Source organism: Streptomyces flaveolus, assembly GCF_000716535.1.
Classification (GTDB): Bacteria; Actinomycetota; Actinomycetes; order Streptomycetales; family Streptomycetaceae; genus Streptomyces; species Streptomyces flaveolus_A.
In genome coordinates, this window is record NZ_JNWV01000010.1 from 119,199 (window position 1) to 135,442 (window position 16,244).

A 16,244-nucleotide genomic window follows, 5' to 3' on the forward strand; every position below is an offset into this window, starting at 1 on the left:
GAAGGACCGGGCGGATCCTTGAGGACCGGGCAGACGGCTTCACAGGGATTGTTACGCTCGCCGGATGAGCATTCCGGCACCCGACGAGATCCGTGCGCTGCACGAGAAGTACGCGCCCACCGCCGAGGCGTTCGCTCTCGTCCACACGCACTGCGAGATCGTCTGGAGCATCGCCGAGCAGCTCCTGTCGGCGCCGCGCCTGCGCCACCTCGACGCCGAGCTGGTCCGCGCCGGCTGCCTCCTGCACGACATCGGCGTCTACCGCCTGTACGACGCCGACGGCCGGCTGGACCACGCGCAGTACATCCGGCACGGACTGCTCGGCCACGAGATCCTGGAGCAGGAGGGCTTCCCCGAGGCGCTGCGCCGGTTCTGCTCCCACCACACCGGGGTCGGCCTCACCCGGCACGACGTCCTGAGCCAGGGCCTCCCCTTGCCTCCCGCCGACTACCTGGCGGTGACGGAGGAGGAGCGACTGGTGATGTACGCGGACAAGTTCCACACCAAGTCCCGCCCGTCGGCCTTCCTCACCGCCGACGAGTACGCCACCCACGTCCGCCGCTTCGGCGAGGCCAAGGTCACCGCGTTCCAAGCGCTGCGCGCGGAGTTCGGCGAACCGGACCTGTCGCGGGCGGTGCCGTGCGGCGGCACGTCTACCGGCTCCTGACGCACTTCGGGGCCGACCCCGCTCAAGGTATCCGGCCGGAACTCGCTACAGGCAACCGCCCGCCGTTACCGCCTTCTCGTGATCGTCGAGAGGTCCAGGAACGACGGCTGCGGGAAGCTTCTCACGTGCCGCGCATCAGCTCCGCGTTGACGGCGTCGACACGTGCGTACAGGGGACCTCCGGTGATGATGCCCTCCCCCATACCCCGGCGATACGGATCGACGTCGATCACGGTGACGAGCGCGTTGCCCAGTCCGATCACGACCCACCAGGTCCGCTCGTCCGCCCGCACCCGCCAGGTCGACTTCACCCACTTTCCGGTGTCCGTGCGCACCTCTGCCGAGACCATCTCCCAGCTTGCCGGATCGAAGCGGGTCAACGTCTCCAGGGGCGCATCTCGTTGCTGGAGCCGTTCGATCACGTGCGTGCCATGTGCTCGCAGCTGTACCGGTTCGCTCAGGATGTGCCGGACTCGTGTGAAGAGGGAGTCGGGGCCTGAGTCGACGTGGAAGCGGGCGGTCTCGAAGCGGGGCGGCACGGAGAACTCCTGAAAAAGGGGAAAGTCCTGACGACACTACGGAATCAGCGGTGACACCAGAGCTGGTGGAGCTGGGGGTTAGCGGCTGTGCTGAAATCGCACAGGTTCACCGAGTACAGCGCGCGCGCCGTCGAAGTCCGCGAGTCGCGCCGCGACCGTGGCGACCGCAAGGCGTTCAGGAAGAGCGGTGGAGAACTTGAGACCGCGCACAGCTCGGCGGTCCACGTCGGGCAGGACGAGGCTTTCACCGACGCTCGCACGAGCCGCGCGCCACTCGGCGGGGGTGAGGTCTTCGCGCAGGCGGAGCCAGCAGTCGGTGGGACGCTGAAGGGGGTCCGTGACCGACCGCAGTGTGGAGGCGAGGGTGGCGTTGGCACGGTAGCCGGCCCAGGTCCACCAGCGGACGTCGGCGCCGACGCGCGTGATCAGTGTCCCGCCCGGGTGCGCGGTGTCGGGCCCGTCAATCTCGCGCTGCTCGGCCAGGCATGCCTCGGCGCGGCGAGTGAGCGAGACGGGCGGGTCCTCGCCGAGCAGAACCTCACGCATGGCACGCGTGAGGGCGTAGGACAGTCCGGCGACTCCGCCGTTCATCCACTTGGCGATGCCGCCGCCGTCGGTAGGTTCGACAAAGACACGTTTGCGCAGCCAGTCGATGTAGGTGACCTGCCAGCTGCGTCCGCCGAGCAGCAGCCGCCGCGGGCCCGGGCGCTCTTCGGTGAGCACGCTCGGGTCGGTGCGACCGATCTCCGTACGGCCGGACAGGACGGTGAACTGCGGCGGTGCCGTGAAGGAGGCAGTGAGCTCGATGAAGTGCCGCTTGCCGAAACGGCGTTCCGCCTCTGGCCCCACGAACAGCATGCCGCCGTCGCTGTCGAGAAAGCCCTCCTCTGTGAGGAAGCGAAGGATGGGGGCGGCGGACCGGTCGAAAGGCGCGAGGTCGTTCCACTGCCTGTCCCACAACTGGTCGCCGAGCTTGTGCTGTTGCAGGGTGATGGCGAGGAGCTGTTGAGCGACCAGGTGGCGCGGCTCTGGCGGCGGGAGTACCGGCTCCACCCAGCCGCGTGCCCACAGCAGCAGCAGACCGGACGCCTGGAGCAGCGTGTCCTTGCGGGTCGTGAGGAACAGGCAGTTGCGTACGGTGCCGGGGCGCCGGCCGGTGCGGCCGATACGTTGGAGGAACGAGGCGACGGAGGCCGGCGAGTCGATCTGGATGACGCGGTCCAGATCACCTACGTCGATGCCGAGTTCAAGGGTGGAGGTGGAGACGATGACGCAGTCGCGCGCTCCTGCGAAGGCCTGCTCCGAGCGGGTGCGTTCGTCGACGGAGAGGGAGGCGTGGGACAGGAAGACGGTCACCTCGCGGGCCCGGAGCGCGGCGCCCAGCTCCTCCACCTGGCGGCGCGAGTCGCAGAAGACGAGGCGTTTCTCCCCCCGGTGCAAGGCGGCGATGAGCTTGGCGGCGTTGTCGAGCGAGCCCACGTAGTCGAGTTCCACCTCGCCCGCCGGCCTGCGGGATGCGCCCTCGGGGGCCTGTTCCCTGTGTCCGGCGGCACCGGCGGCGGGCAGGTGGACGCCTGGTGCGACGACCTGCCCGGTGCGGCTCCCGGCTCTGGCTCCTTGCAGCCAGTACAGCAGTTGCTCCGGGTTGCCGACAGTCGCCGACAGCCCGACGCGCTGGATGGGCCGTCCGGTGACCCGCTCGAGCCGTTCGAGTACGGCGAGCAGGTGCCAGCCCCGGTCGTCGCCCGCGAAGGCGTGCACCTCGTCGACGACGACGGCCCGTACGCTTCCCAGCAGCCGCGCGTGGTCGGTCTTGACGCCGATCAGCATCGCTTCGAGCGACTCGGGCGTGGTCAACAGGATGTCCGGCGCCTCGGTGCGGATGCGCTGCCGCTGCGACTCCTTGGTGTCGCCGTGCCACAGGGCGGCGCGCCGTCCGAGCCACTGGGCGTAGGTGTCAACGCGGCAGACCAGGTTGTTGAGGAGCGCCTTGAGAGGGCACAGGTACAGCACCGAGGTGCCGGTCCAACGCTGTTCGGCCATCGCCGACAGAAGGGGAAAGCAGGCCGCCTCGGTCTTGCCGCCGGCCGTCGGCGCCAGCAGGACGGCGTCCTCGCCCTGCATGAGCGGGGTGATGGCCGCACGCTGAAGTGGGCGCAGGTCGGGCCAGCCGAGAGTGTTGACGATGTGGTGCAGGACGACGGGGTCGAGCTGGTCGAGTACGTCGGCCGCTTGCCTGGTCGGCCCCGCCCCATCCGGGCTGCCGGCGTCTCCCATCACAGCTCCAGGTCGATGTCGTCGGCGGACTCGGAGCCACCGGTGACCGTGGCGGCCAGGTTCCGCTCCACGTCGGTGAGTTCGCTGCTCGCCACGGTCAGCCTGTAGTGCTGTCGGGGGTCGAAGTCGTCGAACTGGTCCACGCGGTCGAGCACGTCCCCGACGAGTTTCTTCAGGAACAGCCGGGGTGCCACACCGACCTTTCCGCCCAGCGCCCCGCCGACGGCCCGTGCCAGGTCCGCGACGTAGGCGTCGTCGACGACCGTCCGTACGCGCTCGGGCGAGGTGGCGGCGTCCGCGTAGAGGTCCCGGATGGTGACGCCGAGGCCGACCAGGGACTCCTGGGTGAAGCCGGGCAGTCGGATCTGCACCGCACGGGGGTTGTCGAAGCGGGGATCGGTGGTGAAGTCGGTGGCGAGGCGCTGGGCGAGCGGAGCCAGGCGTTGGACGCCCTGCTGGCCGTCATAGAAGGCCGGCGTGCCGGTGATGACGAGGTACAGGCCGGGGAAGCGGCCGGAGTGCACCTCGTCGATGAGCTGCCGCAGCGCGTTGAGCGCTTTGTCGCGGGCGTCGGAGCGAACCCGCTGGAGCGTCTCCACTTCATCGAGGACGAGGAAGAGCCCGGTGTGCCCGGAGTCGCGCAGCACGGTGAGCAGGCCTTGCAGGAAGCCGAGGGCACCGAAGTGGTCCAGGTCCCCACGCACCCCGGCCGACCGGCGCGCGGCAGCGGCGACGTGCGGCTGGCCGCCGAGCCACGCCAGCACGGCAGTGGCGGTCGCCTCGTCGCTGTCGGCGAGGGCCGCCCGGTAGCCGCGCAGGGCGGTGGCGAAGGACGGCGCGTGCCGCGACACCTCGGCGAGCCGTGCGACGAGCAGCTTCTGCACCTCGCCGGGCAGCTCTTCCTCGGTCGCGCCGGCCGCGAGGGCGTCCTCTTCCAGGGCGTAGAACCACGCGTCGACCACCGGGCGCAGGGCGCTGGGCGGGAAGCTGGACGTGGTGAGCCGTTCCGTGAGCCTCCGGTAGACGGTCTCCAGCTTGTGCAGAGGTGTCTCGTTCTCGGAGATCTGGATCTCGGCCACGGCGAAGTTGCGGCGCTTGGCCCGCTCCCCCAGCCAGCGGGTGAAAAAGGTCTTACCGGACCCGTACTCACCGCGCACGGCCTTGAACACGGACCCGCCCGAGGCGACGGCGTCCAGTTCCGCGTCGAGGGCCGCCTCGAACCGGTCGAGCCCGGTGGCGAGCAGGTCGAGCCCGCTCTCGGGTACGGCCCCGCGGCGCAGGGCGTCGATGACGGTACGACGGCGGGCGGCGCTGACCTGGGCGGGGCGCTTGGATCCGGTGGTGCTCACGGGGACCAGTGTTTCATCTTCCTGTGCATCAGTGCCTCGGCGAAGCGCCAGGATGTCCCGTCCGGGAGCGCATAGGCACGAGGGTGCCACCGCACACTCCGCCGCCCTCGTCGTTCAGAGACGATTTGACACAGGTCGACGTCGCGGCCGCAACGGTCGTGCCAGACCGTGCGAGGGGCGGCGGTGGTTGGATGCGCTATCGCAGACTTCCCGTTGGACTCAGCGGCTGACTGTCGGAGGTCGCCGTTAAGCTCCACGAAAACAAGACGCAACGGCGGATGGAACGACGGCATGGGCTACAAGAGCGAAGCTGAGATCAAGCAGGCCCTTGGGATCGAGTCCTGGAGGCACCTCTCCAAAGACAAGATGATCAGGTTCGTGGCCATGATGCCCGAAATGGAAACCGAGGTGGCCCTGAAGATCATTGAGCAGTTTCCTGCGTTCAAGGACTTCGCCAAGGACGCTGTGGATACCATGGAGAAAGCGCATGAGTCCACGCTCTCTGCCAACAAGCAAAGCCAGGAGCACGTCCATCGAGCCTTCCAGGAGATCAGGGAAATACTCAAGCGAGAACTCAACAAGGAAAATCTGAGCTGGGAACAGAAGAAATACATCATCGAGCAGATCCAGGAAACTGGAAGACTGGAGTTCCAAAAGGATAGCGAGAACAAGCAGTTCCTGGATGGAATGCTCAAGAAGGTAGTGCTTGGCGCTGGTGCTGCACTCGCCCTGGGCGTGGCTTTTGTCGGCGGCCGGATAATGGCCGAAAGCAAGGACGACCCCGAAGACTCCCAGGAGGCTTGACCTCGATCCCCGAGCGCGGTGGCCGACCCAGTCTGACGCGGTGACTTTTTTAAGCCGGAGGGCGGGTGGGGTCGTCGCGTATCACTGGTGCTGCGGAATGGTGCTCAACGACCGCCTGCTGTCAGTGCAGGCCGCTTGAAGCGCGACGTGTAGCGCCCCTGCCGGGGCAGCCTGCCGGTGACTTGCCACCCAACGCCTTCGTCGTTCGCCGCAGGCTACAGCGGTGCCCTTGCGGTGAGTGGTTTCTCAGCGAACCGGTTGACGGCCACCACAGAGCGCTGCTGGAATCACTCTCCGTACAGGCAACAGGGCGGGAAGTGGAGTCACATGGCGGCCCTCGACAACGTGAAACTGAAGGACGTACTGGCGGATGTCGCCTCCGGGTCCTTACAACTGCCCGACTTCCAGCGGAACTGGAAGTGGGACGACGACCGGATCCGGGCGATCATCGCGACGGTCACGCTCGACTATCCGCTCGGCGTCGTGATGACGCTGCAGACCGGCGGCGCCACCCGGTTCCGGTCCCGGGCCCTCACCGGCGCACGGCCGGACGGCGACCCGGAGGCCGACCTCCTTCTGCTGGACGGGCAGCAACGCCTCACCTCCCTCTTCCAGGCGCTGTGGCTGGACGCCCCGGTGGAGACGGCGGACAGCCGGAGCAAACCCATCCAACGCTGGTACTACGTCGACATCGCGAAGGCTGTCGGGCCGTCCGCGGACCGCGACGAGGCCATCGTGTCCGTCCCGGCCGACAAGGTGCTGCGAACGGACTTCAACCGCACCGTAGTGCTGGATCTGAGTACCACCGAAGCCGAGTGCGCGGCCGGTCTCTTCCCCCTCCACTTCGTCTTCGACGCTCAGCGCGTCAACGAGTGGAAGAAGGCGTACATCAAGGCGGACGAGGACCGAAACTGGGACCTGTGGGGCCAGTTCGACGAGGCGGTCCTCCAGCAGGTCCGCGCCTTCCAGGTGCCGATGATCCGGCTGGCCGCCTCCACCTCCATGGACGCCGTCTGCGCGGTGTTCGAGCGGGTCAACACGGGCGGTGTGCCCCTGAACGTCTTCGAACTGCTCACCGCGACCTACGCCGGGGACCGCGACTACGTCGAACGCACCGGGGACTACTACCAGCTTCCCGAGGTGTGGCGGGAGATCAAGCAGGCGCTGGCGAGCAAGTACCCGGTCTTCGGCCGCCTGGAGAGCGGCCTCGAGAACGGGCTGAGCAGCATCGACTTCCTGCAGGCCATCGCGCTGGTGCGTACCTGGGAGCGGAAGCAGCAGGGCCTCGGAGCCACGGTGTCCTGCAAGCGCCGTGACCTGCTGGACCTTCCCCTGGCCGACTTCGTGCGCCTGGCGCCCAAGCTCGCCGACGCCTTCGCCTGGGTGGGCGACTTCCTGGAGCGGCAGTGCATCGTCCGCCCGGCCGATCTGCCGTACAAGACGCAGCTCGTCCCGCTCGCAGCCGTCCGCGCCATCCTCGACAGGGCGACGGGCGGGCTGGGGGCGGAGGAGAAGATCGAACAGTGGTACTGGTGCGGGGTCCTCGGTGAGATGTACGGCGGCTCCACGGAGACGCGCTTCACCAAGGACGTCGAACAGCTCGTCCCCTGGATCGCGCAGGATGAGAGGGCCCCCGAGACGGTCACGGAGGCATTCTTCTTCGCCGACCGCCTCGACACCCTCACCACCCGCAACAGCGCCGCGTACAAGGGGATCTACGCCCTGCTGATCAAGCAGGGTGCGGTGGACTGGCATCACACGGACGCCCCGCTCAGTCCCGGCCGGCTGGACGAGTACGGCGTGGACATCCGGCAGATCTTCCCCAAGACGTGGTTCCGGCGAGGTAACAGCCATGGGCTGCCCACGGGCTCGATCGTGAACAAGACACCCTTGTCCTACCGTGCCGCGATGGACATGACGGGTGCGCCGTCGTCCTACCTGGCCACGATGATCGCCGCGTCCGACATGCGTCCGGAATGGTTCGACGACGTACTGACCACCCACCTGATCGATCCGGACGCCCTGCGCGAGAACGACTACGAGCGCTTCTACCGCGACCGCTCCAAGCAGTTGCAGGACCTGGTGCACTCCGCCATGGGCAAGAGGACGATGCTCCGCGACCTGCCGGAGGACGACACCCGATGACGACCATGCCTCACGAGCAGGAGGTCGCCTCACTCAAGGGCAGGACCGTGTCCGTGCAGGAGATCCTCGACCTGTTCCAGGTCAGGGTCCGCGACCACCGGACGGTGCACCGGATCTCGCAGGCCCTGACGGACGCCGGGCTGACCACACTGCCGCACTTCGCCGTCTGCGGTCTGCGCAGCAGCGTCGACGTCGTGCCGCTGGCGGCCGTCCCCGCGCAGCGCACGCCGGCCGAGCCGGACGGTGAGGCCGACGAGGCGGACGAGGCCCTGCCCTCGCGCGCACTCCCGCAGCGGCTGTTGCTCGGCGACATCCCCTCGGCGCGGCGCGGCCTGGTGTCCGTGGGCCCCGGCACTCCCCTGTCCCAGACGACCTTCCTCATGCGCACCAAGGGCCTCTCCCAGATCCCAGTGACCACTGGCATGGCGCAGGTCCACGGGGTCGTCACCTGGGGGTCCGTGGCCAGAATGTATGGGGCTGGAAAGCCGGCCACCCTCGACAACGCGATGGAGAAGGACGAACTGCCCGTCTTCGACGCCCGCCAGGAGTTCTTCGCCGCCCTCCCGGTCATCCGCGAGCACGGCTACCTGCTCGTCCGCGGCGACGACGGCTGCCTCTCGGGCATCGTCACCGCCGCGGACGTCACGGATCGTTTCGAAGGCGCGGCACGCCCCTTCTTCATCGTGGGCGAGATCGAGTCGCTGCTGCGCCGCTGCCTGGGCGCGGCACTGGACACGGATACCATCAAGGCGGTCCAGACGAACAAGAAGCCGGAGCACCGCACCGGCCAGGTGTCGGATCTGATGTTCGGCGACTACCTGAGGCTCCTGGACGGCGACCAGACGAAGCAGTCCCTCGCCGAGCGGGCCGACCGCAACTGGGCAGCCTTGAAGTGGCCCAACATGCCCCGGGAGCAGTTCATCGGTCTGTTGAAGCGGGTGAAGGACATCCGCAACCGGATCGCCCACTTCGACGAGAAGCCGCTTCCACCGGAAATGATCGACGAGCTGACGACCTTCGCGAAGGTGCTGCGGGAGTTCGCGCCGTGAGGTAGCAGGGCGGGGCTGTTCCCCCTCGCTCACTGCGGGCACGTGATCTCTGCCCAGACCGTCTTCGTGCAGGTGTCCCGTACCTCGCAGCCCCATCGGTCGGCGTACGCAGCCACCAGGAGCAGCCCCCGTCCCGAGTCCGCTTCGACGGAGCGGGGCTCGGTGTCGGGGGATGTCGGTGGCAGCCGTTCGGGGCTCGCGTCGGTCACCTCGACGCGGACATGCCCCGGGAGCCGCAGCAGGGAGAGTCTGAAGTCCCGCCCCGGCACCCGGCCGTGGGTGACGGCGTTGGCGGCCAGCTCCGCCGTGACGACGGCGACGGTGTGGGACGCCTCGCTGTCGTACGGGACTCCCCAAGCCGCGAGTTGCTGCACGGCGAGACTGCGGGCAAGGCGTGCACCGCGTCGGGTGGCGCTGAGGCGGACGGTGAACTGCGGCACGTGCGCGGGCGCCTCGGTCCAGACGGAAGCTGTGCTGGCCTTTCCCCGGGAGCAGTGGCCGCGTTCACCGCCTACGCGAGTGAGATCACCGTCTGACGACGGACCAGTCGGGGTGCCTCAGAACCAGGGCCCGAGGCACCCCAAGCCGTCTCCTCACCCCGATCCGAGAGCGAACTGCTCGCGCAGCAGCGCCTCGTGGAGTCGCAGGGTGCGGCCGTCCGGCAGGGTCTCCAGGACCTGGACGCCGTCGTAGTTGAGGAGTTGCCGCAGGACGGCGGCGAAGCCGTCGCCCCGGGTGACGGGCATGCCGGCGCGCTGGGCGAGCGCGGTCACCGGCAGGGTGCCGCCCGCGTCCAGCAGCGCGGTGAGCGCCTTGTGCACCTGCTCCTGCTGCGGCTTACGGGCCAGGCCACCGAGCTGGGCCTGGTACGTCTCCGACGCGAGCAGCGCCGTCACCAGCGTCTCGGTCCGGGAGACGACGACCGGGGTGAGCAGGGCATCGTCGCCCCCCGTGGTTAGCGCGACGTCGAACAGTGTGTCGTGGGTGCGGGCGACTTCCGCCTGATCCTTCTTGACCTTCCCGGTCGGCTTCTTGGAAGCAGAGACCGTCCCGGCCGCAGGCCGGGTGGTGGGCTCGCTCGCCAGTGGCGTCCTTCCGGTCTCCTCCGGGGCCCACCAGTCCGGCCGCTGGTCGCCCAGCTCCCGCCACCCTTTGGGAGGCTCCGCACCGAACGGCAGGAAGGCGAGCACCGGGATGGTGACCTCGGCGAGGGAGGCCCCGCCGTGGTAGCCGGCCTTGAGGGCGGTATAGCGGGAGTCGGCGTCCCAGAGGGCCACGACGGACGCGCCGGGTTCCGGCCAAACCACCCGAGATCCGGACAGGGCGATCTCACGTTCGGCGAGCGGGCCGTCGCCCGGCAGGCGGTGGCGGGCGGACGCGGGATCGACGGAGGTGTCGACCTTCGTGCCGTGCCGGTCGACGACGTGGCCGTGGTCACTGGTGAGGGCTACCGCCATGCCCTGGTTGGCCGCCACCCGCAGCAGGTCGCGCAGGCCGGGCACATCATCGATCCGCCAGGCGCCGTCGCCGAGCTTCTGCTCCTTGGCGAGCCGGTCGTCAATGGCGTTGAGGACGACGGCGACATGGGTCCTGCCGTCGGCCAGCGCCTCGGTGAGCGCCGGGCCGAAGGTGTCGCCCGCGGCCTCGGTACGCAGGTCGTCCTTGTGGAACACAGCGGCCGGGGCCCCGCCCCAAAGCTTCAGTGCGGGGAAGAGCCGCTTCTCGTCGGCCTGGGTGCCCTTCATCAGGGTGCCCGCGAAGAGGGAGGTGCGGGACACGGCCGTCACGGTGGGCAGGGCGGCGGCCATCGCCCGCCGGTGCGGGGTGTCGCTCTCGGGCAGCGGGTCGAACTCGGCCCAGGAGCGGCGCAGTTCCTCGCCTAGTTCGTTGGCGATGGCGGCGCTCATGCCGTCGAGCACGAGCAGCAGCGCCCGCCGCTCCTCCCCACGCCGCACGACCGGGCCGACCACGCGCTCGAGGAAGGTCTCGACGGTGAGCATGCTGCCCGGCTGGGTGCCGGCCTCCGTCCAGGCGGCCAGGGAGCGCGCGAAAGACGCGTCGATCTGCCGGCGCCGGTCCCGGACGCGGGTGCCGAGGGTGTCGTAGGCAGCCTTGAGGACGGGGTCCGGGTCGCCGCCGGCCTCGATGTGCTCCAGGGCGAGGTCCACCCAGCCGGTCTCGGCGACGTGCCGCTGTATGGCGTCGGCGACGGTGGGGGCGTCGGCGGGCGGATCGGTGGCCAGCCAGCGGGCGAGGCGCTGACCCATGCGGGCGCGTTCGATGCGGGCGGACTCCTCCGGCTCGGCGGCGAGCCGGTGGTCCTCCAGACGGCGGACGGCGTCCGCCACCGCGGCCGTGTCGCCCGCCGCGAGGGCTCGGCCGACGGCGGTGAACCGGGCCTCGAGTCCGCCGCGCAGAACGGGGCTCGCCGCCACGGTCTCCTCCGCGCCGAACTGGCGCGCCAGCGCGGACGCCCGGTCGAGCACGATGCCGGTGGTGCGGCGTGCCTCGCGTGCGTGCTCGGCGTCGGCGCCGGTGGTGCGGTGTCCCGTTGCCAGCAGAGTGGTCACGTACTCCTCGGCGGCCCGGCCGAAGACGGTCACCAGGGCGTCGAGCTGGTCGCCGGTCGCCGGGGGCTGGTCGCCGAAGTAGCGTTCGGCGCGGCCTCGGGCCCGGTAGGTCTCGGGGGCGGGCTCGGCATGCTGCCACAGCGCCGCGCACGCCAGGCCGAAGGCGGCGGCGTCCGCGCCGCGTTCGGCGTCGACGAGGGCGAGCAGGGCACGGCCGGCGAGACCCGCCTGGTCCTCCTCGCCGAGGAAGGCGGCCAGTCCGGCGCGTTCGGGGCCGCGCAGGGCCAGGAACCGTTCGGGGGCGCCGGACCGGGTCGACCAGTGCAGCAGGGCCTGGGCGTCGAGCCGGTCGTCGCCGGGGCGGCGCGTGCCGCCCTCGGTGTCGTAGCGGCCCAGGCGCAGGCGGCGCTGGGCGAGCGCGGTGAGGGCGTACTGGCGGGACAGCCAGCCGCCGGGCACGGCCGACCAGCCGCCGGGCGGGGTGGCGTCGAGCAACGCCTCGGCGGCCCAGTTGACGTCCTTGAGTCGGGGGTCTATCTGCCGGGCACCGAACGCCTCACGGACGACGTCCCAGCTGTCGACCGTGTCAATGCGCAGCTTGTGGACCCGGGCAAGGATCGCCGGGTCCAATTCGTTCTGCTCGCGGTCGGTGAGGATGACCAGGACGGCGGGACCGGGGCGACGGCCCGCCAGGTGGTCGAGGACGAGTTCGTGGACGGCGAGTGGGGACGGCGCCACCGCGACACCGGCCGCCAGGCCCTCGCCCCAGACGGGTTCGGTGGGGCCGTCCCACTGCGGCGCGGACCGCAGCAGCACGATCCGGCGCCGCCCCTGCTCCTCTACCGTCAGCGAGGCGGCGAGATGTGTCTGGGAGGCCAGGTACTGGGTGACGGTCGCGGTGTTCAGCCGTACCGCACCGGGAGCGGCGGTGACGGTGTCCGTCATTCGATGACCTGCCAGGTGATCTCGATGGTCGCGTTCGGGTGGCGGGCGGCCAGATCGGCCAGCTCCGCCTGGAGGTCGGCGGCGGCCCGGGACACGGTCGTGCTGCGGCGTCCGGACCTCCGCGCCGTACCGCCACCGCTCGCCGGGGAGGGCGTCTCTTGCGACGGGGTGTACGGGATGCGCGGGTCGCTGGTCGGCGTGTCCAGGGACAGGTCACCGGCCGAGGAGGGCTGGGGAGCGACGGGTGCGGGCGGCGGGGGAGCAGCGGCCTGGGTGCGCTTGATCAGGGCGACGACCTCGCGCTGGGTGCGGACCAAAGCGTCGCGCAGGTCGGCTGTGCGCTGGTCGTCGCGGGCCACATTGCGCAGCGAGTCGAGCAGCGCCTCGCCCTCGGGGCCGAGTCCGGCGGCGAGTTCCAGGGTGCTCCAGGGGGCGGAGGCGACGGCCTCCGCTACGGCGCGGGCCTTCTTGATGGAGGTGCCGTACCGGTCTGCGCTGGTCTCGCCCAGGTCGAAGGAGGCGAGGGCTTCCACAGTCTTCTTCGCCCCAGCCGCGCCCTTGCCGGCCTCCGCCGTGAGGGCGTCCAGCAGTTCCAGGGAGCGTCGGGCGAGGGCCAGCCGCCCGGTGTCGGCGGTCTGGTCCAGGCCGAGGAAGGAGGCGTGGGCCTCCAACTGGTGCACGAGGTCTGCCGCGTGGTCCCGGTGGCCGCGAGCGGCCTCGATGATCTGCCGGGCGAACTGGTTGACCATTCGACCGCGCAGCAGGGCGGGCGGCTTCGCCCCGAAGATCGACTCGAAGCGCTGCCGTGCGGTGTCCCAGTCGGACTCGGCGGGCAGCGGCTGGCTGCGCAGCGCGTCGTGGTCCTTGATCGCGGTCAGTTCAGGCGCGGGATCGAGGACGGTGCCACCGCGCACCCACACCCGGTCGTCCATCTCGGCGAAGGCGGCGACGACGAGCCGGGCGAGGAAGTCGGGCAGGCCGCGAGGGTCGGGCTTGTCCGTCCAGTCGGTGAGCGTGATCAGGGAAAGGTCCCCGGTCACCCCCTGCGAGCGGGCGAGCTGCCGGAAGTGGTCGGCCCAGTAGCGGGACAGCTCGAAGTACGCCTCCTTCTGCTGTCCGAGACGCAGCGGTCCGGCGATCCGCTGCATGAGCTTGCGGTCGGCGGCCGGTACCTCCACGCGCCCGTCGCGCGCCTCGGCGGCGGCCCGGACGTGAGTGAACACCTTCTTGGTGTCAGCGGGCTTGACGGCGGTGCCGGTGGCGTCGGGGTCGAGGTCGGGGTGCGCCGGGTACTGGTGGGCGAGCAGCTTGCCTGCGACATGCCGGATGCCGTCGTGGAGGCTCTGACCGAAGGACAGGGTGAGGCCGTCGACATCGGGCAGGGCGACGAGGTGGTCGTCGAAGTCGGGCACGACGTCGGCGGCCTGCTTCTGCGCAAGCCCGTACGCCTGCTTGAAGGCGCCCTTGACCTGCTTGAGCAGGGCCTCGCGCTGGGTTTCGAGCAGGCCCTTGGCGCGGCTGCGGTTGTCGGCGTTGAGGTGGCCGGCGTACTGGGTGTCGAAACGGTGCTCGTCGGCGAGGGCCTTGTCGATGACGACGAGGCGCCGGAAGTCGGCGAAGCGCTGCGCGGACAGGTGCGCGGGCAACCAGGCGACGGTACGGGACCGTTCGCCCTGCTGGCGCTCGCGCAGCCGCTGGATGCGGTTGACGTCCTCGACCGGGCCCCACTCGCCCTCGTCGAAGGGAAGGTCTATGGCGATGCGCCAGCGGCTCTCCTCCTGCGGCATCAGGTCGTGGTCGGGCAGTTCGTCCTCGTCGGCGACGTTGCCGAAGACGATCTCGGCGGTGCGGGCGGTGCCGCGCCAGGTGAAGCTGAGCTGGTCGCTCAGCTGACCGTGCTCGACACCGAGCTCCTCGGACAGCAGGCGGCGGGCGAGCGCGATCCGGTTACCGGGGTTGTCATTGACCTGGGCGTTGGCGATGACGGAGTCAACGTCGACGCCGGAGAGTTCGAGACGGACGCCGGGGTTGGCGTCGGTTCCGGTCTCCTTGATCTCGGGGAACCGGGCGGCCCACTCGGCGACCTTGTTCTTGATGATGCCGACCTCGGCGCCCGGGATGGGGGCGAGGACCGACCCGTGGTTGAGCGCGCCGAGCCGCCGGATGGTCAGCTCGGACAGCGCGGGCACGCTGGGCGCGAGTGCGGACAGCAGCAGGGTGCACACGAGCCGGTTGTCACCGGCGAACATCCGGCAGCGGTTGGCGCGCTGCGGGTCGGTGATCGTCTCGGGCCGGTTGCGGTACTGCTCGACGTCGTCCTCGGTGATGTCGTAGGAGCTGAGCAGGTAGGGCCGCAGCTTGGTCTTGTAGAGCTTGTCGGCAGCCTCGAAGACGACCTTCAGGCTGTCGGTGAACGGCTTGTCGCCGCCCGCAGTGATCACCGGGTAGAGGTCGCCGACGGGGATGAGCTGCCCGAGACGGATCTCGTTGCGGTGGTCGGCGAGGAGCTGACCCATCAGCTTCAGACCGGTGCGGGAGCGCTGCAGCGCGGACGAGATGTGGACGAGGGTGTCCATGAACGCCGGCGAGAACGGGTACGTCAGCCGGAACGACTCCGCGTCCGCGCCGGTCGTGCCCTTCTCCGAACCAAGCAGGGTGTCCCAGACCTGCGGGCCGACCCGCTTGGTCTGCTCGAAGGCAGCGTCGACCAGCTTGGCCGCCTCGGCGTCCTTGGGCTTGAGGAGGCGGGCGTGGGCGATCTGAGGGAGGTTACGGTCCTCGAGGGTGATCTTGTCGAACCGGCCGGAGGCCAGGTTCAGGGTGTCCTGGATGGACGACTCGGCGGCACCTGACACCTCCTCGCCGACCAGCTCGCGCAGGTCGCGCTGACGAGCGATGAACGACACGACGGGGATGGCACGGCGGGCGTCGCCGCCCTCCACGAAGTTCGTGATCTTGCTGGCCTCGCGCGCCACGAACTTCTGGTCGTGGATGAGGGTGGCCAGCCACAGGATCAGCTCGTCCATGAAGAGAATCAGGCCGTCGTAGCCGAGCGACTTGGCATGCTCGGCGATGACGGACAGACCGGCGTCCAGGGAGATGAAGCCGTGCTCGTCCTCGGCGGCGTTCTTGGTGAAGCCGGGGAGGAGGTTGGTGCCGGCGTCATTGACTAGCTTGGCCCGCAGTTCGACCGGGGTGGAGGGGTTGGTGAGGTTGAGCGGAACGCCCGCCTCGTGGTTCTCCTCGGCGGCGAGCGCGATGTCCAGGAGCTGCGGGGTCCAGGCGAAGCCCTCGCCCCACTCGTCCTCCTCACCGTCGCCCGCGTCGCTGCCGCCCAGGCCGCGGATGACGGCCTCGTCGCCCGTGCTGGCGCGCAGCGCACGGATGTCGGCAAAGAGGGAGTCGGTCCTATACACCTGCGGGGTCGGAGCGTCGGGGTGGAGCTTCTTGACGTGGTGCACGTACCCGCCGAGCACGCGCTGTTCCAGGGCCTTCGCGCCGAGCATGTGGTACGGCACGAGCAGGAACTTCTTGCCGTCCGTGGTCAGCCACTCGTGCTTGGTCAGCACCGGGTCGAACTCGGTGCGGGCGCGGGCGGCCGGGTTGCCGCTGAGCAGTGCGTACAGCACGGCCATGAAGTGCGACTTACCAGAACCGAAGGAGCCGTGCAGATAGGCCGCCTTGGAGCGGTGCCCGTCCAGCGCGGACTTGATGAGGTCCAGCGCCTCGTCGAAGTTCTCCAGCAGCCGCTCGGTGACGACGTAGTCCTTGAGCGCGTGCTGGGCGCCCTCGTCTGTCGTCGCCTCGGCTAGGGACAGCACGAAGTCCGAGGTGGAGATGGACTCCTTGATGTCGATGACATCGCGGAGGAGGGGCGGCTGCTGGGCCATTGCCGGTCAC

10 protein-coding genes are annotated in these 16,244 nt (G+C 69.8%); 4 read left to right on the forward strand and 6 right to left on the reverse strand.

From position 1 onward, the window contains the following. Positions 1-64: 64 nt before the first annotated feature. On the forward strand, positions 65-667 hold the full coding sequence (locus tag OO52_RS12490; RefSeq protein WP_030643393.1) for an HD domain-containing protein: 603 nt from the start codon (positions 65-67) through the stop codon (positions 665-667). Positions 668-788: 121 nt separating this feature from the next. Here the strand turns inward: OO52_RS12490 and OO52_RS52610 are convergent, their stop codons facing one another. From OO52_RS52610 to brxD, 3 genes are all read right to left on the reverse strand, one after another. Continuing rightward, entirely contained in the window at positions 789-1,205 is a 417-nt protein-coding gene (locus OO52_RS52610) for a hypothetical protein (RefSeq protein WP_234339501.1), read from the reverse strand. 78 nt (positions 1,206-1,283) lie between these two features. Further along, complete coding sequence (locus OO52_RS12500; RefSeq protein WP_030643399.1) at positions 1,284-3,482, reverse strand: DEAD/DEAH box helicase; 2,199 nt, start codon at positions 3,480-3,482, stop codon at positions 1,284-1,286. Then, positions 3,482-4,831: a BREX system ATP-binding protein BrxD gene (brxD, locus tag OO52_RS12505; RefSeq protein ID WP_030643401.1), complete on the reverse strand. Its 1,350-nt coding sequence runs from the start codon at positions 4,829-4,831 to the stop codon at positions 3,482-3,484. The genes OO52_RS12500 and brxD overlap by 1 nt, the downstream gene beginning before the upstream one ends. Positions 4,832-5,122: 291 nt before the next feature. Between brxD and OO52_RS12510 the strand changes: the two genes are divergently transcribed. The 3 genes from OO52_RS12510 (at position 5,123) to OO52_RS12520 (ending at position 8,829) form a co-directional block, all read left to right on the forward strand. Beyond that, positions 5,123-5,635, forward strand: coding sequence for a hypothetical protein (locus OO52_RS12510; RefSeq protein WP_030643402.1), 513 nt, complete (start codon positions 5,123-5,125; stop codon positions 5,633-5,635). A 327-nt stretch (positions 5,636-5,962) separates the two neighbouring features. After that, the gene (locus OO52_RS12515) at positions 5,963-7,780 is read left to right on the forward strand and encodes a DUF262 domain-containing protein (RefSeq protein WP_030643404.1); all 1,818 of its coding nucleotides are present in this window, start codon (positions 5,963-5,965) and stop codon (positions 7,778-7,780) included. Next, the gene (locus tag OO52_RS12520) at positions 7,777-8,829 is read left to right on the forward strand and encodes a CBS domain-containing protein (RefSeq protein WP_030643406.1); all 1,053 of its coding nucleotides are present in this window, start codon (positions 7,777-7,779) and stop codon (positions 8,827-8,829) included. Before OO52_RS12515 ends, OO52_RS12520 begins: the two co-directional genes overlap by 4 nt. Before the next feature lie 29 nt (positions 8,830-8,858). Here OO52_RS12520 and OO52_RS12525 read toward each other — a convergent pair whose 3' ends face one another. From OO52_RS12525 to pglY, 3 genes are all read right to left on the reverse strand, one after another. Further along, a complete protein-coding gene (locus OO52_RS12525) occupies positions 8,859-9,269 on the reverse strand; it encodes an ATP-binding protein (RefSeq protein ID WP_037628928.1) in 411 nt (136 codons plus the stop codon). Between the two features lie 153 nt (positions 9,270-9,422). Then, positions 9,423-12,344 (reverse strand): BREX-2 system phosphatase PglZ, encoded by a 2,922-nt coding sequence (pglZ, locus tag OO52_RS12530; protein ID WP_030643410.1) that lies wholly within the window; start codon positions 12,342-12,344, stop codon positions 9,423-9,425. Beyond that, positions 12,341-16,234 (reverse strand): BREX-2 system ATPase PglY, encoded by a 3,894-nt coding sequence (gene pglY / locus OO52_RS12535; protein WP_030643413.1) that lies wholly within the window; start codon positions 16,232-16,234, stop codon positions 12,341-12,343. Before pglY ends, pglZ begins: the two co-directional genes overlap by 4 nt. Positions 16,235-16,244: the final 10 nt, after the last annotated feature.

Excerpts from the sequence above, each read along its gene's own strand:
- OO52_RS12510 (WP_030643402.1), top strand. The coding sequence starts at position 5,123 with ATGGGCTACAAGAGCGAAGCTGAGATCAAGCAGGCCCTTGGGATCGAG.
- OO52_RS12520 (WP_030643406.1), top strand. The coding sequence starts at position 7,777 with ATGACGACCATGCCTCACGAGCAGGAGGTCGCCTCACTCAAGGGCAGG.
- OO52_RS12515 (WP_030643404.1), top strand. The coding sequence starts at position 5,963 with ATGGCGGCCCTCGACAACGTGAAACTGAAGGACGTACTGGCGGATGTC.
- pglZ (WP_030643410.1), bottom strand. The coding sequence starts at position 12,344 with ATGACGGACACCGTCACCGCCGCTCCCGGTGCGGTACGGCTGAACACC.
- OO52_RS12500 (WP_030643399.1), bottom strand. The coding sequence starts at position 3,482 with ATGGGAGACGCCGGCAGCCCGGATGGGGCGGGGCCGACCAGGCAAGCG.
- OO52_RS12490 (WP_030643393.1), top strand. The coding sequence starts at position 65 with ATGAGCATTCCGGCACCCGACGAGATCCGTGCGCTGCACGAGAAGTAC.
- pglY (WP_030643413.1), bottom strand. The coding sequence starts at position 16,234 with ATGGCCCAGCAGCCGCCCCTCCTCCGCGATGTCATCGACATCAAGGAG.